20 protein-coding genes are annotated in these 18,632 nt (G+C 67.3%); 8 read left to right on the plus strand and 12 right to left on the minus strand.

The annotated features are described in order from the left end of the window. Positions 1-27 precede the first annotated feature (27 nt). Positions 28-453: a Sec-independent protein translocase protein TatB gene (tatB, locus tag FHS75_RS07640; protein WP_179407085.1), complete on the plus strand. Its 426-nt coding sequence runs from the start codon at positions 28-30 to the stop codon at positions 451-453. Between the two features lies 1 nt (position 454). Then, complete coding sequence (gene tatC, locus FHS75_RS07645; protein ID WP_179407086.1) at positions 455-1,249, plus strand: twin-arginine translocase subunit TatC; 795 nt, start codon at positions 455-457, stop codon at positions 1,247-1,249. 258 nt (positions 1,250-1,507) lie between these two features. Here tatC and FHS75_RS07650 read toward each other — a convergent pair whose 3' ends face one another. After that, positions 1,508-3,199: an amidohydrolase gene (locus FHS75_RS07650; protein ID WP_373284974.1), complete on the minus strand. Its 1,692-nt coding sequence runs from the start codon at positions 3,197-3,199 to the stop codon at positions 1,508-1,510. After that, a complete protein-coding gene (locus FHS75_RS07655; RefSeq protein WP_179407087.1) occupies positions 3,196-4,092 on the minus strand; it encodes an NAD(P)-dependent oxidoreductase in 897 nt (298 codons plus the stop codon). Before FHS75_RS07655 ends, FHS75_RS07650 begins: the two co-directional genes overlap by 4 nt. A 97-nt stretch (positions 4,093-4,189) precedes the next feature. Here FHS75_RS07655 and FHS75_RS07660 point away from each other — a divergent pair, with 97 nt between their 5' ends. Beyond that, the gene (locus FHS75_RS07660) at positions 4,190-5,440 is read left to right on the plus strand and encodes a threonine ammonia-lyase (RefSeq protein WP_179407088.1); all 1,251 of its coding nucleotides are present in this window, start codon (positions 4,190-4,192) and stop codon (positions 5,438-5,440) included. A 194-nt stretch (positions 5,441-5,634) separates the two neighbouring features. Then, positions 5,635-6,492: an arginyltransferase gene (locus tag FHS75_RS07665; protein ID WP_179407089.1), complete on the plus strand. Its 858-nt coding sequence runs from the start codon at positions 5,635-5,637 to the stop codon at positions 6,490-6,492. Here FHS75_RS07665 and FHS75_RS07670 read toward each other — a convergent pair whose 3' ends face one another. After that, positions 6,493-7,101, minus strand: a complete 609-nt coding sequence (locus FHS75_RS07670; protein ID WP_179407090.1) for a flavodoxin family protein — start codon at positions 7,099-7,101, stop codon at positions 6,493-6,495. It lies immediately after the preceding gene. A 176-nt stretch (positions 7,102-7,277) separates the two neighbouring features. Next, positions 7,278-7,556 (minus strand): hypothetical protein, encoded by a 279-nt coding sequence (locus FHS75_RS07675; RefSeq protein ID WP_179407091.1) that lies wholly within the window; start codon positions 7,554-7,556, stop codon positions 7,278-7,280. Between the two features lie 425 nt (positions 7,557-7,981). Between FHS75_RS07675 and FHS75_RS07680 the strand changes: the two genes are divergently transcribed. Continuing rightward, entirely contained in the window at positions 7,982-8,878 is an 897-nt protein-coding gene (locus FHS75_RS07680) for an OmpA family protein (protein ID WP_179407092.1), read from the plus strand. Positions 8,879-8,983: 105 nt separating this feature from the next. Further along, a complete protein-coding gene (locus tag FHS75_RS07685; RefSeq protein WP_179407093.1) occupies positions 8,984-10,336 on the plus strand; it encodes an FAD-binding oxidoreductase in 1,353 nt (450 codons plus the stop codon). A 107-nt stretch (positions 10,337-10,443) separates the two neighbouring features. Here FHS75_RS07685 and glnA read toward each other — a convergent pair whose 3' ends face one another. The 5 genes from glnA to FHS75_RS07710 form a co-directional block, all read right to left on the minus strand. Further along, positions 10,444-11,853: a type I glutamate--ammonia ligase gene (glnA, locus tag FHS75_RS07690; protein WP_179407094.1), complete on the minus strand. Its 1,410-nt coding sequence runs from the start codon at positions 11,851-11,853 to the stop codon at positions 10,444-10,446. A gap of 143 nt (positions 11,854-11,996) precedes the next feature. Then, the gene (locus FHS75_RS07695) at positions 11,997-12,335 is read right to left on the minus strand and encodes a P-II family nitrogen regulator (protein WP_179407095.1); all 339 of its coding nucleotides are present in this window, start codon (positions 12,333-12,335) and stop codon (positions 11,997-11,999) included. A gap of 251 nt (positions 12,336-12,586) precedes the next feature. Next, the gene (argC, locus tag FHS75_RS07700) at positions 12,587-13,513 is read right to left on the minus strand and encodes an N-acetyl-gamma-glutamyl-phosphate reductase (RefSeq protein WP_179407096.1); all 927 of its coding nucleotides are present in this window, start codon (positions 13,511-13,513) and stop codon (positions 12,587-12,589) included. Further along, the gene (locus FHS75_RS17820; RefSeq protein WP_342356008.1) at positions 13,510-13,839 is read right to left on the minus strand and encodes an SH3 domain-containing protein; all 330 of its coding nucleotides are present in this window, start codon (positions 13,837-13,839) and stop codon (positions 13,510-13,512) included. The genes argC and FHS75_RS17820 overlap by 4 nt, the downstream gene beginning before the upstream one ends. Positions 13,840-13,923: 84 nt before the next feature. Beyond that, positions 13,924-15,306, minus strand: coding sequence for a leucyl aminopeptidase family protein (locus tag FHS75_RS07710; protein WP_179407098.1), 1,383 nt, complete (start codon positions 15,304-15,306; stop codon positions 13,924-13,926). A 51-nt stretch (positions 15,307-15,357) separates the two neighbouring features. Between FHS75_RS07710 and FHS75_RS07715 the strand changes: the two genes are divergently transcribed. Next, positions 15,358-16,200 (plus strand): DUF4163 domain-containing protein, encoded by an 843-nt coding sequence (locus FHS75_RS07715; protein ID WP_179407099.1) that lies wholly within the window; start codon positions 15,358-15,360, stop codon positions 16,198-16,200. 40 nt (positions 16,201-16,240) lie between these two features. Continuing rightward, positions 16,241-17,068: a type I methionyl aminopeptidase gene (gene map, locus FHS75_RS07720; RefSeq protein ID WP_179407100.1), complete on the plus strand. Its 828-nt coding sequence runs from the start codon at positions 16,241-16,243 to the stop codon at positions 17,066-17,068. A 30-nt stretch (positions 17,069-17,098) separates the two neighbouring features. Here the strand turns inward: map and FHS75_RS07725 are convergent, their stop codons facing one another. The 3 genes from FHS75_RS07725 to ccmA form a co-directional block, all read right to left on the minus strand. After that, positions 17,099-17,311 (minus strand): hypothetical protein, encoded by a 213-nt coding sequence (locus FHS75_RS07725; RefSeq protein WP_179407101.1) that lies wholly within the window; start codon positions 17,309-17,311, stop codon positions 17,099-17,101. An 83-nt stretch (positions 17,312-17,394) separates the two neighbouring features. Further along, complete coding sequence (locus FHS75_RS07730) at positions 17,395-18,054, minus strand: heme exporter protein CcmB (RefSeq protein ID WP_179407102.1); 660 nt, start codon at positions 18,052-18,054, stop codon at positions 17,395-17,397. After that, entirely contained in the window at positions 18,051-18,629 is a 579-nt protein-coding gene (gene ccmA / locus FHS75_RS07735) for a heme ABC exporter ATP-binding protein CcmA (RefSeq protein WP_179407103.1), read from the minus strand. The genes FHS75_RS07730 and ccmA overlap by 4 nt, the downstream gene beginning before the upstream one ends. Between the last annotated feature and the right edge of the window lie 3 nt (positions 18,630-18,632).

Here is an 18,632-nt window from a genome sequence, read left to right on the forward strand (position 1 = left end):
CGCTCGCGGCGAATCAGAGCCTGAGCCATGTTCGATATCGGCGCCGCCGAACTGCTGCTGATAGTCGTGGTCGCGGTCCTCGTGATCGGGCCGAAGGACCTTCCGCTCGCCATGCGCACGGCAGGACGCTGGATCGGCAAGATGCGCCGCATCTCCGGCCACTTCCGCGCCGGCATCGACACGATGGTGCGCGAGGCCGAGATGGAGGACATGGAGAAGAAGTGGCGCCAGCAGAACGAGGCGATCATGAAGGCGCATCCGCAGGCGGCCGACCATGACGTCAACGAGATGGCGCCGATCTCCGCCGACGACGCGGTGAAGAGGTACGACGAGCCGGCTCCCGCTCCCGTCGAGGAGCCGAGCGCCGGCGAGACCGGCAACGAGAAGCCCGAGGCCGCGAAGCCCGCCGAAGTGGACGCCGAGCCGCAGCTGCCGCTGCCGCCGCGCCGCTGACATGCTGAAGGTGAAGGACATCGACGATTCGCAGGCGCCGCTGCTCGACCACCTGATCGAGCTGCGCAACCGGCTGCTGCGCTGCGTCCTCGTCCTCGCGGTCGCGTTCGGGATCTGCCTCTATTTCGCCGACGACATCTTCGGCATCCTCGTGCGCCCGCTGACCGAGGCCTTTGCCGAAGGGCAGGGACGGCTCGTCTACACGAAGCTTTACGAGCAGTTCTTCGTCAACGTGAAGGTCGCGCTGTTCGCGGCCTTCCTCGTCAGTTTCCCGGTCATCGCCAACCAGCTCTGGGCGTTCGTCGCGCCGGGCCTCTACGCGCGCGAGAAGAAGGCGTTCCTGCCCTTCCTGGTCGCGACGCCGGTACTGTTCGCGCTCGGTGCGTCGATGGCCTACTTCGTGGTGATGCCCACCGCGTTCCGCTGGTTCCTCGGCTTCGAGGGCGAGGCGGGCGGTCTCCAGCTCGAGGCGCTGCCCGCGACGGGCGACTACCTCAGCCTCGTCATGCAGTTCATCTTCGCCTTCGGGGTGAGTTTCCTGCTGCCGGTCCTGCTGCTGTTGCTCAACCGCGCGGGGATCGTCACGCGCGCCCAGCTGGTCGGCGCTCGCCGCTACGTGATCGTCGCGATCTTCGGCGTGGCGGCGATCATCACCCCGCCCGACGTCGTCTCGCAGCTGCTGCTCGCAGGGCCGCTGATCCTGCTGTTCGAAGGCTCGCTGATCCTCATGCGCATCGGCGAGAAACGCGCGCGGGAAGAGGCTGAGGCGAGCGAGCCCGGCACGTCGGACGTGTGATGCGGGCCAGCTTTCGCTGGCGCGGTTCCGGGAATGATTTTCGTCAGGCCAGCGTTTGCTGGCGCGGCACCTGCCCTCTCCCCCACCCGGCCACCCATAGGATACTGGCGCTAGGTGGCCGGGTGGGGGAGAGGGCCGGTGCCGCATCGACGTCAGCCGATCAAGGAACTCGCCGTATCGACGTCAGTCGATCAAGGAACTCGCCGCTTCGACGTCAGTCGATCAAGCAACGCGCAGCCGGTCGATCGAGGCACCCGGTCAACGCCCCTCTGCCGGGCGGGAGGTTTCCTTGACCTGGTAAAGCATCTTGCCGCCAACCCAGGTCTGAAGCACCCGCGCAGCGCGCAGTTCGGCGGGTGAGGCGAGCAGCGGGTCGACATCGATCATCACGAAATCGGCGCGCAGGCCCGGCGCGATGCGGCCAAGCCGTCCTTCGGCGAACAGCGAATGGGCCGCCCCGGTGGTGTAGCCCGCCAGCGCGTCCTCGCGCGCGATGCGCTCCTGCGGCTGCCAGCCCATGAATGGCTGGCCGTCTTCGTCCTGCCGGGTGATCGCGATCGCCATGCCCTCGAGCGGCTGTGGCGGCTCGACCGGGACATCCGAGCCGAAAGCCAGCGTCGCACCCGTCGCGGCGATCGACTTCCACGCATAGGCCCCTGCGAGCCGTTCGGATCCGAGCCGGGCTTCGGCCATCGCGGCGTCCGATGTCTGGTGACGCGGCTGCATCGAAGCGACGATGCCGTGCCGCCCGAAGCGCGCGATATCGGCGGGATCGACCACCTGCGCATGTTCGATCCGCCAGCGCCGGTCGCCGGTATAGGTTTCGGTCAGCTCGTCGATGGTGTCGAGCACGACCGCGTTTGCCTCGTCCCCGATGGCGTGGACCGCGACCTGGAAATTGTCGATGGCGGCACGGCTCATCAGGTTGCCGAGCTGCGTCTCGTTCATGCGCATGAGACCGGAATTGTCCGGATCGTCGGCGTAGGGCGCTTTCAGCGCCGCCCCGCGCGAGCCGAGCGCGCCGTCGACGTAGAGCTTCACCCCGTTCAGCTTCAGCCGGTCCTCGTAGAGCCAGGGCGTCGGTCCCGGCCCGCCGATCAGCGTCATCGCGTCGGTCCCGGCGGCATAGGAGACGATCCGTACCTGCAGCGACCCGGCGTCGCCTGCGCGGCGATAGGTCTGCCAGTCCTCTATCGAAGTGCCCATGTCGGCGATCGTCGTCACACCGTTCCTGAGGAGGACCTGCTGCGCTTCGGCCAGTGCGAGGTCGCGGTCCTCGGGGCGCGGCGTCGGCACAACTGCCTCGACGAGCTTCGCGGCGGCATCGACGAAGACGCCTGTGGGAGCCTGCGATCCGGCGACGCGCTCGATCCGCCCGCCCGCAGGGTCCGCGGTCCTTGCGGTGACGCCCGCCGCCGAAAGCGCCGCGCTGTTGGCCCAGCCCGCATGGCCGTCCACCCGCTCGAGCCAGACCGGGCGGTCGCTCACCACTTCGTCGAGGTCGGCGGCGGTTGGGAAGCGGCCGAGGCCCCAGGTCTCCTGGTTCCAGCCGGTGCCGAGAATCCACGGGCGGTCCGGGTGCGCGGCGGCATAGGCGGCGATCATCGCCTGCGCCTCGGCAAGCGTGTCGGCCGAAGTCAGGTCGAGCGTCAGTTGCGCGAAGCCGAGGTCCATGACGTGCCCGTGCGCGTCGATCATGCCGGGCAGCAGGGTGCGACCGCGTCCGTCCATCGAATAGTCGACCTTGCCGGGCCGCTTGTCGCGCCGGCCGTAGACCTGTTCGATGCACCCGTCGTCGCCGACGAGGACCGCGTTGAAGCGCTCGACCTCGCCGTTCTCGTCGAGGGTGATGCCGTTGACGTTGTCGATCAGGACGTCGGCACGGACAGGGCCGGAGACTGCGACCGAAACCGAAGCCGCGAGCAGTGCGGCGAATGCAATACCCCTCACGCCTTGCCCTTCCTCGGCAGGCGGCGGATCAGCGCGCTGGTGTCCTGGCGGCCACCCCCCATCGCCTGGACTTCGGAATAGAACTGGTCGACGAGCGCGGCGACCGGCAGCGATACGCCGAGGCCGCGCCCTTCCTCTATGGCGAGGCCGAGGTCCTTCCTCATCCAGTCGACCGCGAAGCCGAAGTCGAATTCGCCGGCGACCATCGTTTCCCAGCGGTTGTCCATCTGCCAGCTTTGCGCCGCGCCGCCCGATATCGCCTCGTAGACCTTGGCCATGTCGAGGTGCGATGCCTCGGCGAAGCGCACTGCCTCGGCCAGCGCCGAGACGATCCCGGCGATGCAGATCTGGTTGGCCATCTTGGCCGACTGGCCCGCGCCCGCCTTGCCGACGTGGACGACGCGCGCCGAGTAGGCCGCCATGATCGGGCGCGCCGCCTCGATCGCGTCCTTGCGCCCGCCGCACATCAGCGTGAGCGTGCCGTTCTCCGCGCCGATCTGGGACCCCGTCATCGGTGCATCGACGCAGTGGATGCCCTTGTCGCGCGCCTCGACCGCGACTTGCCGGGCGATGCGCGGGCTGACCGTGGTGTGGTCGATGAAGACCGAACCCGCCGCCATCTGCGTGAACACGCCGTGCGGGCTGAGCACGACGTCGGCCAGGTCGTCGTCGTCGCCCACGCAGGTGATCACCGCGTCCGCGCCGGTCGCGGCTTCGGCGGGGCTTTCGGCGACGCGCACGTCCAGCGAGGGGTTAGCCTCTCGCCAGGCGGAGAGGCGCGCGGGGCTGCGGTTGTAGATGGTCAGCGTGTGCCCGGCGCTGCCGATGTGGCGCGCGATCGGCCCGCCCATCACGCCGAGGCCGAGGAAGGAGACTTTGCGTTTCTGGCTCATGCTTGCCTCTCTAGCCTGTTTTGCGCCCGTGCAAACCGCAAGAAGGCGGCAGGGCGGAAGCTTCCCTTACGAGCCACTTTCCTTTACGGCCCCGCCGATGAACCAGCCCGCGCTCAGGACCGCGCCCGATGAGGGCCAGACGCTTACCGCCGACCACGTGCGCGCCGCCGCCGCCCGGATCGAGGGCGCCGTCGTGCGCACGCCGACGCTGCGCAGCATCACGCTGAGCCAGATCACCGGCGCGGAAATCTGGCTGAAGTTCGAGAACCTGCAGTTCACCGCCGCCTACAAGGAGCGCGGCGCGCTCAACGCGATGCTCCACCTGGACGAGGAAAAGCGCCGGCGCGGCGTGATCGCGGCTTCGGCGGGCAACCATTCGCAGGGGCTGTCCTACCACGGCACGCGCCTCGGCATTCCGGTCACCATCGTCATGCCGCGCACGACCCCGACGGTGAAGGTGATGCAGACCGAGAGCGTGGGCGGCAAGGTGGTGCTCCACGGCGAGAACTTCGACGAGGCCTATGCCCACGCCCGCAAGCTGGAGACAGAGCTTGGCCTCGCCTTCGTGCATCCGTTCGACGAGCCGCTGGTCGCCGCCGGCCAGGGCACCGTCGCGCTCGAGATGCTCGAGGACGTGCCCGACCTCGAGGTGCTGGCGCTGCCGGTCGGCGGCGGCGGGCTGGCCTCTGGCATGGGCACGATCGCGCGCGACATCAATCCGGACATCGGCCTGATCGGTGTCGAGGCCGAGCTGTTTCCCTCGATGTACAACGTCCTCAAGCACGACAAGCGCCCCTCGGGCGGGGACACGCTGGCCGAAGGTATCGCGGTAAAGGAGCCGGGACGCTTCACCTCGAAGGTGCTCGACGGCCTGCTCGACGATTTCGTGCTGGTGTCCGAACCCGAACTGGAAACCGCGCTGGCGCTGCTACTCCAGATCGAGAAGACCGTGGTCGAGGGTGCGGGCGCGGCCGGCCTTGCCGCCGTCCTTTCGCATCGCCACCTGTTCGAGGGGAAGAAGACCGGCATCGTCCTGACCGGCGGCAACATCGACACGCGGCTTCTCGCCAACGTGCTCCTGCGCGACCTTGCGCGCTCGGGGCGGCTCGCGCGGCTGCGCATCTCGCTGCAGGACAGGCCCGGCGCGCTGTTCAAGGTGATGGAGAAGTTCGACCGCTACAACGTCAACATCATCGAGATCTACCACCAGCGCATCTTCACGCACCTGCCCGCGAAGGGCCTCGTCACCGACATCGAGTGCGAGGCGCGCGACCGCGAGCAGCTCGACGCTCTCGTCGACGCGCTGGAGGCCGATGGCTACGCGGTAAGCCAGGTCGGGGTGAACTGACGCGCCCCCTGGCGCACGGCCGATGCGAATTGCGCGGAACGCACCAAATCCGCTCGCCAACCGTGCAATTGTGCAAATTAAGGGTCGGTTAGGCTTATTTCTTGGTTAAAACCCTTTCAACGCGGGGGGGGGATGGGCATAGTCGGGTCAAGCAATTTCGAACCCGCTCCGGCAAGAGGACCAAGAGTGCGCCCGTGACGGCACCTGTACGCTTTCCCCGATTTTTCGTGACGAGCCCCGCGCCGTGTCCGTACCTGCCGGACCGCAGCGAGCGGAAGGTGTTCACGGAGCTGAAGGGGCCGCATGCCGACGCGCTCAACGATGCGCTGGGACGCATCGGCTTTCGTCGCAGCCAGACCGTCGCGTATCGGCCCTCGTGCATCGACTGCAACGCCTGCGTGTCGGTGCGTGTCGTCGCCGAGGAATTCCAGCCGTCCTCGACCCAGAAGCGCAACCTGAAGCGCAACGGCGACCTGATCGCGACGCTGTGCCGCCCGTGGTCGACGAACGAGCAGTTCGAGCTTCTGCAGCAATATCTCGGTGCGCGGCATCCGGGCGGCGGCATGGCGACGATGGACGAGGTCGATTTCGCCGACATGGTCGAGCACACGCCCGTCACCAGCTACATGATCGAATACCGCGAGCCCTCTTTCGACGGCGTGACGCCGGGCCGCCTCGTCGGCGCCTGCCTGACAGACCGGCAGGGAGACGGGCTGTCGATGATCTACAGCTTCTACGATCCCGGACACGAAAGCCGGCAGGGCCTGGGCAACTACATCATCCTCGAGCACATCCGCCGCGCCAAGAAGATGGACCTGCCGTTCGTCTACCTCGGCTACTGGGTCGATGGCTCGCCCCGCATGCAGTACAAGGTGCGCTATCGCCCGCTCGAGCGGCTGACCCGCAACGGATGGGAGCGCATCGCGGCGGACGAGCAGGACGAACTGATCGCCAGGGCGGTGCGCAACGCGCAGGACAAGGCGAAGGAGCCGGCAGGCGGGGCCAAGGACGGCATGCCCGGCTCGCAGGACCAGTACCGCTTCTCGGACTGATCAGCCGGGATAGGGCGAACCTTTCAGCAATCCGGCAAGGTGGGCGGCGTTGGCCGCGACCATCGCGGCCGTGCTGTCGATCCTGTCGGGCACCTTGTCGAGATCCTTGAAGTCGACCGAACCCATCGCCTCTCCCACCCAGTAGCTGACAGCGCTTGCCGGGATGGTGAAGCCGGTGTCGGACAGCGACTGGAAGATCTGCGAGGAGGCCCAGTGCGCGCCGTCCTCGTTGCCGACGATCGCGGCGACGGCGACTTTCGAATAGCTGGGCATGCGGCCGGCATCGTCGGTTTCGCCCATGAACGCGTCCATGCGTTCGAGCGCGCGCTTGGCGACGCTGGAGACCTGGCCCATCCAGATCGGCGTGCCGAAGACGAGGATGTCGTGGGCGAGGATTTTCTCGCGGATCGCCGGCCAGTCGTCGCCCTTGCCCTCGTCGGACGTCACGCCGGGTTTCACGTCGTGCGCGGCGATGCGGATCGTCTCGGCAAGCGTTACGCCGTGGGCGGCGAACTTGTCCCCGAGAAGGCCGATCATCCGGTCGGTGGAGCTTTCGCCCGACGGCTTGAGCGTGCAATTGATGGCGATGGCGGTGGGTGCGTCTGTCATTCCGGTTCCTCGTTGCTTGTCAACGCAATGCAGGCGCTCGCGCGTCGGTTCCGAAACTCGTCGGGTGACGCGGCAGCGCGCGCCTGGCACAAACGAAAAGGCCCCCGCAAATTGCGAGGGCCCTCCCGCGCCGAAGCCGCAAGGGGGAGGGCCTCGACTGCGTGGCGCGTGGCGTCTTATTCCATCTCGTCGGCGCGCTCGTTCAGCGCCTCGGCGCGGTCGTCGCCGATATCGTCGACCTGCTCGGCGCGTTCGTTCAGCATGTCCTCGCGCGCGTCGGTATTGGCCTCGTCGGCCATTTCCTCGAGCTGTCCGGCGCGGTCGTCGCCCATGTTTTCCACGGCGTCGGCACGCTCTTCGAGCATGTCGCCCTGTTCCTCGACCGCCGAATCCTGGCCGCAGGCGCCAAGCAGCGCAAAGGCGGGCAGGGTGGCAAGCATGACAAGTTTCTTCATATCTCAATTCTCCTCTTCTGCATTGTCTCACGGGTCGCGGTCGCGGAAGCGGCCTGCGCGGAGCGTGGTCCAGTGCGATTCCGGGCACCGGGGCACCCGCGGAAACCCTTCCGGGTTACGTGTTCAATCCCGCAGGCCGCACACTGTTCCGAGAAAGTTCCGGATTCGCGGGTCGCATAGTGGCTGCAGCGAGGTTCCGTTTGTCGCACTTGACGCCCGGATTAACCTTGCGACTAACAGTCCGGCAGGTAACGTTAATGTGCAGGAAAGGATGGCACGAACACGGACGTCACACGTGCGGCCGTTGGCTCGCGCGGACCTGAATTCTGTAATGAGGGGGCATCGACGACCGGGCGGTCCGGAAGGGGGATCGTCGCCAGTGGCGCGATCGGGTCCGGTTGGTCGGTACTGAAGGAGAGACGTTTATGAATATCAAGGCGAACAAGGCAGGCGTGCTTGCTGCAACCGCCATGCTGGCGGTTCCGGCTGCCGGCATTGCGCAGGCGCAGGAAATGGACCCCCGCACGTCCTACACGCAGGGAGCCGCTTACGAGACCACCGTCTACGGCACGCCGCCTGCGGACCTTTCCGACCTGCGCCAGGGTGCCGAGGTCGAGGGTTTCATCTCCGCGCGCAGCGGCGAAAAGGTGCAGATCACCGCGCCCGGCGGCGCGAGCACCGTCGTCCTGCTGAGCGAGGCGACCGAGATTCGCTCGACCGGCGGCTTCCTCGGCCTCGACCGCGACCGGCTCGGCACCGACTCGCTGCTCAACGGCCTGCCCGTCACCGTCGACACGGTTGAGTGGGGCAGCAACCTTGTCGCCAGCCGCATCGAGCTCAAGTCCAAGGACCTGAAGACCGCGGCGATGATCCACAACGGCACCGATCAGCGCTTCGTGCAGAACGAGGCCGCTACCGAGGCGCTGCGCGGCCGCATGGGCGACATCGACCAGTACAACATCAAGGGCACGACCAACGTGAACTTCGATGTCGGCAGGTGGAACCTGTCCGAGCAGGCCAAGGCCGACCTGTGCTCCACCGCCGCGCAGGCCGAGGGCATGGACAACGCGCTGATGCTTGTCGTCGGCTACACCGATTCGACCGGCAGCGAGGAATTCAACCAGCAGCTCAGCGAACGTCGCGCGGGCCGGGTGGTCAACTTCCTGCAGCAGCAGTGCGGCTGGAAGCCCTATCGCATGCTGACGCCCACCGGCATGTCCGAAGCCGATCCGCTGGCTCCCAACGACACTGCCGCCGGCAAGGCGCAGAATCGCCGCGTTGCGGTGAACATCCTCGTCAGCAAGAGCGTCGACGGACTGTAAGACGAACGGACGGGGGCGGGCCTGACCCGCTCCCGCCTTTCAAACGGCTTTAATCGCGCCGCAATGGCCCTATGCTGTCCCGTACCGACCACGGAGGGACAGGCGATGAGCATCGAAAGTTTTGCAGGCGACGTTCTCGACAGGGAACACCCCGAGTACGAGAAGGTCCGTCCCGGCTGGAACGGCATGATCGATCGCAGGCCGGCGCTGATCGCGCGCTGCTCATCGGTCGAGGACGTCGTCGCGGCGGTTCGCCATGCAGCGGCGAACGGGCTCACCGCAGTGGCGCGGTGCGGCGGACATTCCGTATCGGGCGCTTCGCTTCCCGAGGACGGCCTGCTGGTCGATCTCGGCGGGCTGAAGGCGATCTCGGTCGATCCCGAAAAACGCATTGCCCATGTCGGCGGCGGTGTCCTGCTCGGCGAGATGGACGCGGCGACGCAGGAACACGGCCTGGCCGTGACCGCCGGCGTCGAGCCCGAGACAGGCGTCGCCGGGCTGACGCTGGGCGGCGGCATCGGTTTCCTCGTCCGCAAGCTCGGCCTCACCATAGACAGCATGATCGGCGCGCAGGTCGTGCTTGCCGACGGCACCGTCGTCGAAGCCGGGCCGGAAAACCATCCCGACCTGTTCTGGGCGCTGCGCGGCGGCGGCGGGCAGTTCGGCATCGTCACCCGCTTCGACTTCCGCGTGCACCCCATCGGCCCCGACGTGGTCGTCGCGCAGGCGTTCTACCCGATCGACAAGGCGCGCGAGGTGATGCACTTCGTCAGCGAATACATGCGCGGGGCGCCGGACGACGTGACCATGCTGCCCGTCTTCACCACGGTGCCCCTGGTCGAGCCGTTCCCCGCCGAATGGCAGGGCAGGCACGCGGTCGCCGCCATCGCCTGCCACGTCGGAGACATCGAGGCAGCGAAGGCCGATCTCCGGCCCGTGCTCGAACAGGGCGACATGATCTTCGGCTTCGTCGATACGGTGAAGTACGTCGATTTCCAGAAGACCTTCGCCGGGGCGGCACCGCACGGCGAGCGTTTCTACTGGAAGTCGATCTTCGTCGAGGACATCAGCGACGAACTGGTCGACCTGCTGGTCGACGGCCTCAAGGGGCTGCCGGGCGAATACTCGAACATCTTCATGGAAACGCTGGGCGGAGCTGCGGGCCGCGTCGCAGTGGAGGAAACCGCCTTCGCCAACCGCAAGGCGCGCTTCAACCTCGGCATTTCCGCCGGCTGGAGCGACCCGGCGCGCGACGACGAGATCGTGGGCGCCGCCCGCGCCCTGTTCGACAGGCTCCGGCCCTTCTCGGACGGGACCGTCTACCTCAACTACCTCGACCGCGACGAGACCGCGCGCGCCGCCGAAGGCTTCGGCCCGAACTACGCCCGCCTCGTCGAGGTAAAGCGCCGCTACGACCCCGAGAACCGCTTCGGCGGCGTCCTTGGCGGAGCCGGCTGAGCGCACGGCACCGGCCCGTCGACCCGATCGTACGGTTTAGCGAAAACCGAAGGGGCGCCCGGATCGCTCCGGACGCCCCCCTCGGTGATAGCCTGGCCTGATGCGTGTCAGGAGCTGTAGTACATGTCGAACTCGACCGCCGACGGGGTCGTTTCGTAACGCATGACTTCTTCCCACTTGAGCTCGCAGTAGGCCTCGATCTGGTCGGCGGTGAACACGCCGCCCTGGATCAGGAAGTCCTGGTCCGCCGCGAGTTCCTCGAGCGCTTCGCGCAGCGAGCCGCAGACCGTCGGCACTTCGGCCAGCTCGGCGGGCGGAAGGTCGTAGAGGTTCTTGTCCATGGCTTCGCCCGGGTGGATCTTGTTCTTGATCCCGTCGAGGCCCGCCATGAGCAGCGCCGCATAGCACAGGTAGGGGTTGGCCATCGCGTCGGGGAAGCGGAACTCCACGCGCTTCGCCTTTTCGCCCGCACCGTAGGGAATGCGGCACGAGGCCGAGCGGTTGCGCGCCGAGTAGGCGAGCAGGACCGGTGCCTCGTAGCCCGGGACGAGGCGCTTGTAGCTGTTCGTCGTCGGGTTGGTGAAGGCGTTCAGCGCCTTGGCATGCTTGATGACGCCGCCGATGAAGTAGAGGCAGTTGTCCGACAGGCCGGCATAACCGTTGCCCGCGAAGGTCGGCTTGCCGTTGTCCCAGATCGACATGTGCGTGTGCATGCCCGAACCGTTGTCGGTCATGATCGGCTTGGGCATGAACGTCGCCGTCTTGCCGTATGCCTGCGCCACCATGTGCACGACGTACTTGTAGATCTGCATGCGGTCGGCCGTCTCGACGAGCGTGCCGAAGGTCAGGCCGAGTTCGTGCTGGGCGGCGGCCACCTCGTGGTGGTGCTTGTCGCACGGCAGGCCCATCTCGAGCATGGTCGCGACCATCTCGCCACGGATGTCCATGGCGCTGTCGACCGGCGCGACGGGGAAGTAGCCGCCCTTGGCGCGCGGACGGTGAGCCAGGTTGCCGGTTTCGTATTCCTTCTCGGAATTGCCGGGAAGCTCGACGTCGTCGATCTTGAAGCCGTTGCCGTTGTAGCCGTCGTAGAAGCGAACGTCGTCGAACATGAAGAACTCGGCTTCGGGGCCGACGTAGACCGTGTCGCCCACGCCCGACGCCTTGACGAAGGCTTCGGCGCGCTTGGCGGTGGAGCGCGGGTCGCGGGCGTAGAGGTCGCCGGTCGACGGCTCGACGATGTCGCAGAACAGGATCATCATCGGGGTGGCGCTGAACGGATCGATGTAGACGGCATCGAGGTCCGGCTTGAGGATCATGTCGGATTCGTTGATCACCTTCCAGCCGGCGATCGAGGAGCCGTCGAACATCAGGCCGTCTTCGAGCTCATCCTCGCTGAGCACCGAGGCGACCATCGAAAGGTGCTGCCACTTGCCCTTGGGGTCGGTGAACCGCAGGTCGACCCACTCGATCTCCTCGTCCTTGATGCGCTTGAGGATGTCCTTTGCACTAGCCATTGCCGTAGTTCTCCAATTTTCCCTCCGCCGGGGAGGGGACAGGGGTGGATGTCTTTGTCGAGGGGCGGGCCCGGCCCCCTTGTCGGACCCGCCCCCCGTATCCGGTCCCCGGCGCCGGACGGCGCGGGGTCGGACCGAAAGCCTTAAAGCGCCGCGTCGTCGCGTTCGCCGGTACGAATGCGCACGGCGCTCTCGATCGGGACTACGAAGATCTTGCCGTCGCCGATCCGGCCGGTCTGCGCGGCATTGGTGATCGCCTCGAGCACGTTTTCGACGAGTGCGTCGGAGACCACGACCTCGAGCTTCACCTTGGGCAGGAAGTCCACGACGTATTCGGCGCCGCGATAGAGTTCGGTGTGGCCCTTCTGGCGACCGAAGCCCTTCGCCTCGGTAACGGTAATGCCCGACACGCCCACTTCGTGGAGCGCTTCCTTCACTTCGTCGAGCTTGAACGGCTTGATGATTGCTTCGATCTTTTTCACTACCGAGGAACCCCCTGCACATTGTCCCGGCCCCGCCGACCGGCGGTCCGGATTTCCAATGCCTCCGGCCTATCCATCAAGAATCGTGCCATCGGCGCTGAACCGTTGGTAGGACATGCGACGGGCCGGGAAAAGCCCGGATTCAGACGATTCGAACCCGGATGCGGGACAAAAGGAAATTTTCGGTCCGGCTTCGGGCGCGCGTACCGTGGTCAATTTCCGGGCACCGCTGCCCAATAATTAAGCGATGATTAAAGTCGCAGGCCCGTCGTCTCGTCGAGACCGGCCATCAGGTTGAGGTTCTGCACCGCCGCCCCGCTCGCGCCCTTTCCGAGGTTGTCGAGCACGGCGACGAGCCGCGCCTGCCTGCGGTCGATGGATGCGCAGACATACAGGTCAATCGTGTCGGTCGGCTCCATCGAACGGCGCAGCAGGATCTCGCCGGGCGTATCGTCGCGCACCGTCACGATCGGGCTGCCGCCGTAGGCCTGGGCCAGCGCGGCGCGCATGACCTCGGGGTCCGCCACGGTATCGCCCATCGCCTCGAGCGGGAGCGGCACCTCGAGCACCATGCCGCGGTGCGCCGGCACGACCGACGGCGCGAAGACCGGCGCGATGGACAGCCCTGCATGCTTCTTCATCTCGGGCACGTGCTTGTGGCCGAGCGCGAGGCCGTAGGTGCGAAAGGCGATGTCGGGATCGTCCTCGAACCGCGCGATCAGCGCCTTGCCGCCGCCCGAATAGCCCGACACCGCATGGCAAACGTAGGGCCAGTCGGCGGGCAGGAAGCCCGCGCGCACGAGCGGGGCGAGCAGCATGATGAACCCGGTGGGATAGCAGCCGGGATTGCTCACCCGGCCAGCCGCCGCCACGTCCTTCGCGCCGACGACTTCGGGCAGGCCGTAAGTCCAGCCGAGCGAGGTGCGGTGCGCGGAAGAAGCGTCGATCACGCGCACGCGCGGGTTCTCGATCATGCCGACGGCGTCGCGCGCGGCATCGTCGGGCAGGCAAAGGATGACAAAATCGGCGCCGTTCAGCGCCTCGGCGCGCGCTTCGTCGTCCTTACGGCGCTCCTCGGAAAGCGTGACGAGGTCGAATTCGGAGCGGCCTGCGAGCCGTTCGGCGATTTCCAGCCCGGTCGTCCCCGCCGCACCGTCGATGAAGACCTTTGCACTCATGCCTGCGCCAGCGCGTCCAGCGGCAGGTAGCCGACGAAGCCATCCTCGCCGAGCTGGCCCCAGGCCCATGATCCCGCGATGTCGAGCACGTTGAAAGTCTCGCCCGCATTTACTTCGCAGATCGCCTCGTGCTCCTCGCCGGGGGCGCTGCGCAGCGGCTTCGCCATTGTTACGGCGTGCGGCATCGGCACGGCATAGTGCGGCACGAAATAGCGCCCGGCGAGGCGGATGTGCGCAAGGTCGCCGCGCACCGGCAGGTGGCCCCGTTCGGCGCTCTCGCTCCGGCCCGAAAGCGCGAAGGATGCGCCGGGCTTCGTCTCACGCACGTAAGGGTCGGCTTCCACCAATGTCGTTTCGCCCCGTTGAAAGAAGATCGGCGCGCTTAGACCGCACTCGTTGTCCATGCAAGTTCACCCGTACCGTGCCTGCAGCATCCGCCAGGCCGCGCGCAGGCCCAGCGCCTCGCCGCCCTTGGGCCGCCCGGGCTTTGCCGCGGGACGCCACGCGAACGTATCGAAGTGCGCCCAGTCCGCCCCTTCGGCCACGAACTTGTCGAGGAACAGCGCCGCAACGGTCGATCCGGCGAAACTGTTGGCATGCGCGTTGCCCATGTCGGCGATGTCGGACTTCAGCCACTCGCGGTAGGCATCGTGGAGCGGCAGGCGCCAGCACGGATCGTCCGCCGCCTCGCCCGCCGAAAGCAGGGCGGACGCAGTCTCGTCGGTGCGCGCGAACATCGCCGGCAGGTCCGGCCCGAGCGCGACGCGCGCCGCGCCGGTCAGCGTGGCGAAGTCGATGGTGAAGTCGGGATCGTCCTCGCCGGCGCGGGCGAGCGCGTCTGCCAGGATGAGGCGTCCCTCGGCATCGGTGTTGCCGATCTCGACGCTGATTCCCTTGCGCGACTTCAGGACATCTCCGGGGCGGAAGGAATTGCCCGAGACCGCGTTCTCGACCGCCGGCACCAGCAGGTGGAGGCGCACGGGCAGCGCGCTTTCCATGACGAGGCGGGCCAGGGCGAGGGCATGCGCGGCTCCGCCCATGTCCTTCTTCATCAGCAGCATGCCCGAAGCGCCCTTGATGTCGAGCCCGCCCGAATCGAAGCACACGCCCTTGCCGACGATGGCGAGGCGCGGGTTCTTCGGATCGCCCCATTCGAGCTCGATCATGCGCGGCGCGTGGCTGCGCGCGGCGGCGCGGCCGACCATGTGGACCATCGGGAACTCGCGCTCGAGCATGTCGCCCTTGGTGACGCGCAGGTCCGCCTTGAACGCCCTGGCGAGGACTTCGGCCTCGCCCTCAAGCCGTTCGGGGCCCATGTCCTCGGCAGGCGTGTTGACGAGGTCGCGCACGAGCATGGTCGCCTCGGCCTCGGCAGTGACGGCCGCAATGCCCTTTGCATCGGTGGTCAGGAGGATGCGAGGCCCCGGTTCGTCGTCCTTCGAGCGATAGCGGTCGAACCGGTACTGGGCGACGATCCAGCCGAACATCGCGGCTCCCGGCTCCGTTCCTTCGAGGCGATAGGTACCGGCGGGCAAGGTCTCTGCCAGCCTGGCGAGGCACCAGCTCGAAAGCGACTGCCTGTCGGCCACGCCGCCCGCGGCGAACCAGCCGTCGCCGTTGGGAACGATGGCATGCGTGTTGCCATCGCCATCGAACTTCTGCCCGGCGATCGCGGAGCGCTGCCCGGCGGACAGCGATTTCAGGAAATCGTCGAACCCGTCCTTGTCGGCGAGGCGGATGGTGATTGCGTCCTGGCCGCGATCGGGCTGGATCAAAGCGTCTTTGTCGTTCATTCTGCCAGCATCACTGCCAAAGCCGCGCGGTTTGCGCGAGAGGAAAATCAGATGCAGCGCCCCCATCCCCTTGTCCTCGCCGCTTTGATCCTAACCGCCTGCGAGGGGCAAGGTTCCTCTGCCGAAGCTGCAGGCGCGCCTGCCGGGGCTGCCTCCCCTGCCGCGACCGCGACCGCTTCTGCCGGCGATGGAAGTGCCGAAGCGACCGCCACCGCCGATACGGACGGCGCGCGCGATGTCGATGTGGAAAACGACCTCTACCTGTTCGAATATTCCTGGCCGGGTGCGGCGGGCCGCATTCCGGGCCTGCGCGACGAGCTCGACAAGCGCATGTCCGATGCGCGCACCGAGCTTGCCGCCCGCGCCGAGGAAGAGCGCAAGTACGCGGCCGAGAACGACTTTCCCTATCGCAAGCATTCGAGCGGCACTGCCTGGCAGGTAGTGACCGACATGCCCGGCTGGCTCTCCCTGTCTGCCGAAGGGTACACCTTCTCGGGCGGCGCGCACGGCATGACCTTCTTCGACACGCTGTTGTGGGACAAGGAGGCGAACCGCCTGCGCGAGCCGGTTTCGCTCTTCTCGAGCCCGGTCGACCTGCGCGAGACGATCCGTCCCGCCTTCTGCGACCTCCTCGACAAGGAACGGGCGAAGCGGCGCGGCGGCGTGGTCGACAGGGGCAGCGGCACTTTCAACGAATGCATCGACCCGGTCGACAGCACGGTCATCCTCGGCTCGTCGAACGGCAGGACGTTCGACCGAATCGGCGTGCTCGTCGGCCCTTACGCTGCGGGCCCCTATGCCGAAGGCACGTACGAGATCACGCTGCCGGTGACCCGCGACATTATCGATGCAGTGAAGCCCGCGTACCGGGACAGCTTCTCGATCAGGCGCTAATGCCTCGCAATTCCGGCGAGCAGGCGCTACATCGGGGCCCATGACGCAGTACCAGACAATCGACGACGCCGACACCGTCCTTCGCGACGGCACGATCAAGCTTCACGGGCCCGATGGATTCGAGGGCATGCGCAAGGCGGGCAGGCTCGCCGCCGAAATCCTCGACGCGCTCGCACCGATGGTGCAGCCGGGGGTGACCACCGGCGAACTCGACGATGTCGTGCGCCGGATGACGCTCGATGCCGGGGCCGTTCCCGCCACGATGGGCTATCGCGGATACGCGCACAGCTGCTGCATCTCGATCAACCACGTCGTGTGCCACGGTATTCCTTCGGACAAGGCGCTGAAGGACGGCGACATCCTCAACATCGACGTGACCCCGCTGCTCGACGGCTGGCATGGCGATACCAGCCGGATGTACCTTGTCGGCGACGTTCCGCTCAAGGCGAAGCGGCTGGTCGAGACGACTTACGAGTGCCTGATGATCGGCATCGAAAAGGCGAAGCCCGGTGCGCGGCTTGGCGATATCGGCGCGGCGATCCAGCAGCACGCGGAAAAGAACCGCTACGGCGTGGTGCGCGAGTTCTGCGGTCACGGCCTTGGCCGCCTGTTCCACGACGCGCCCGAGGTGGTGCACGCAGGCAGGGCCGGCACCGGCCCCGAACTGCGGCCCGGAATGTTCTTCACCATCGAGCCGATGATCAACCTCGGCAAGCCGCCGGTGAAGCTGCTGAACGATGGCTGGACCGCCGTAACGCGCGACAAGTCGCTTTCGGCGCAGTTCGAACACTCGATCGGCATCACCGAGGACGGCTGCGAGATTTTCACCGAGAGCCCCAAGGGCCTGCACAAGCCGCCTTACGGTTGAGCGACTGTCCCGCCGGTCCGGCGCGGCTGCCTACCTGGAAGGCCAGGCGTTCTCGAGATAGAAACGGGCGACCGGCTTGTTCTGCTGCCCGTAATCGGCCCCGATAATGGTCGCGATCCTGTCGCGATCCGCCTTGCCGGTGACGATCTGGCCGGTCAGGACCTGCTTCGCGCCTGCCGCGGACAAGCCGAGCTTCTGGAGATTGCTTGCCGCCATGGGGTGCTGCTTCGTCGCGTCGACCATCGTCCGTCTCCTCGAAAGAGCCTGCCGCAATTGAGCGAGTCCCGCGATCCTACGCCTCGAAACGCCGAAAGGAAAGTATCGCCCTAGTTCCGCGACGCCCTGACCGCAGCGCCGCCGGCGAACGGCACCATCGCGATCAGGACGAGGCTGACCGCGCCGGTCAGTGCAAGGCCGCTTTCGCCACCGGGAGCGAGGCTGCCCGCGCCGAAGATGAGCAGCGGCACCGCCATCGGGATGACGAGCAGGCCGGCAAGCGCCGCGCCCCCGCGCAGGCCCGCCGTCAGCGCCGCGACGATCACGCCGAGCGCGGCAAGGCCCGGCGTTCCCGCCAGCAGGCCAAGCTCGACCGTGGCCAGCGTATCGGCGTCGAGGCCGAGCAGCGCAGCGGCGGGTACGGCGGCCAGCATCAGGGGCGGGCCGAAGCTCAGCCAGTGGGCGAGCACGCGCACCGCGATCACCAGTTCCTCGGCAATGCCGCGCAGCGCCCACTGGTCGAAGAAGCCCATCTCGATGTCGGGTTCGACCAGCCGGTCGAGCGGCAGGATCGCGGCGAGCAGCGCCGCCACCCAGATCACCCCGCCGCCCGTGCGCGCCAGCAGCGGCGCATCAGGCCCGACCGCGAAGGGAAACAGCATCGCCACGGCAAGGAAGAACAGCACCGGCAGCGCCGAGCCGCCACGCCGCCCGCCGATAAACAGCCGCGCGAGGTCCCGCCGCAGAAGCGCCGCCAGCCGCCCGCTCATGCCGCATGCTCCGCCATGTCGATCCTGCGCAGTGCCGGCAGCGCGAATTCCTGGTGCGACGCGATGACGCAGATGCCGCCCGCCGCGCAGTGCTCGGCGACGAGTTCGCGCGCCAGCGCGGCGGCGCTCCGGTCGAGGCCGTTGAGCGGCTCGTCGAGAAGCCACACCGGAGCATCCTGCCCGAGAAGGCGGGCAAGCGCGGCGCGCTTCTTCTGCCCGGTCGAAAGGTAGCGCACCGGCACGTCGGCAAGGTCGGACAGGCCGAGCCGCGCAAGTTCGTTGTCGGTCGGACCGTCGATCCTCCGCCAGAACGCCAGCGCCTCGCCCAGCGGCAGCAGCGGGTCGAGCGCGGGCCGCTCGTCCACGAGGCCGCAGGCGCCGGTCCGTTCCACAGCGCCCCCGAATGCCTGCATCAGGCCGGCCACGATGCGGATGAGGCTGGACTTGCCGATACCGTTCGGCCCGACGAGCTGCAGCGCTTCGCCCGGCTCCAGCGCGAAGGATACGCCGGCGAACAGGATACGCTCGCCCCGCCGGCAGGCGAGGTCACGGGCGGCGAGGCGGCACTCTTGCATGGG

Origin of the sequence: Novosphingobium marinum (genome assembly GCF_013408095.1) — a bacterium.
Lineage (GTDB): Bacteria > Pseudomonadota > Alphaproteobacteria > Sphingomonadales > Sphingomonadaceae > Novosphingobium > Novosphingobium marinum.

Coding starts and splice junctions, on each gene's coding strand:
- tatB (WP_179407085.1), top strand. CDS start 28: ATGTTCGATATCGGCGCCGCCGAACTGCTGCTGATAGTCGTGGTCGCG.
- tatC (WP_179407086.1), top strand. CDS start 455: ATGCTGAAGGTGAAGGACATCGACGATTCGCAGGCGCCGCTGCTCGAC.
- FHS75_RS07655 (WP_179407087.1), bottom strand. CDS start 4,092: ATGAGCCAGAAACGCAAAGTCTCCTTCCTCGGCCTCGGCGTGATGGGC.
- FHS75_RS07660 (WP_179407088.1), top strand. CDS start 4,190: ATGAACCAGCCCGCGCTCAGGACCGCGCCCGATGAGGGCCAGACGCTT.
- FHS75_RS07670 (WP_179407090.1), bottom strand. CDS start 7,101: ATGACAGACGCACCCACCGCCATCGCCATCAATTGCACGCTCAAGCCG.
- FHS75_RS07675 (WP_179407091.1), bottom strand. CDS start 7,556: ATGAAGAAACTTGTCATGCTTGCCACCCTGCCCGCCTTTGCGCTGCTT.
- FHS75_RS07680 (WP_179407092.1), top strand. CDS start 7,982: ATGAATATCAAGGCGAACAAGGCAGGCGTGCTTGCTGCAACCGCCATG.
- FHS75_RS07685 (WP_179407093.1), top strand. CDS start 8,984: ATGAGCATCGAAAGTTTTGCAGGCGACGTTCTCGACAGGGAACACCCC.
- glnA (WP_179407094.1), bottom strand. CDS start 11,853: ATGGCTAGTGCAAAGGACATCCTCAAGCGCATCAAGGACGAGGAGATC.
- argC (WP_179407096.1), bottom strand. CDS start 13,513: ATGAGTGCAAAGGTCTTCATCGACGGTGCGGCGGGGACGACCGGGCTG.
- FHS75_RS07710 (WP_179407098.1), bottom strand. CDS start 15,306: ATGAACGACAAAGACGCTTTGATCCAGCCCGATCGCGGCCAGGACGCA.
- FHS75_RS07715 (WP_179407099.1), top strand. CDS start 15,358: ATGCAGCGCCCCCATCCCCTTGTCCTCGCCGCTTTGATCCTAACCGCC.
- map (WP_179407100.1), top strand. CDS start 16,241: ATGACGCAGTACCAGACAATCGACGACGCCGACACCGTCCTTCGCGAC.
- FHS75_RS07725 (WP_179407101.1), bottom strand. CDS start 17,311: ATGGTCGACGCGACGAAGCAGCACCCCATGGCGGCAAGCAATCTCCAG.
- FHS75_RS07730 (WP_179407102.1), bottom strand. CDS start 18,054: ATGAGCGGGCGGCTGGCGGCGCTTCTGCGGCGGGACCTCGCGCGGCTG.
- ccmA (WP_179407103.1), bottom strand. CDS start 18,629: ATGCAAGAGTGCCGCCTCGCCGCCCGTGACCTCGCCTGCCGGCGGGGC.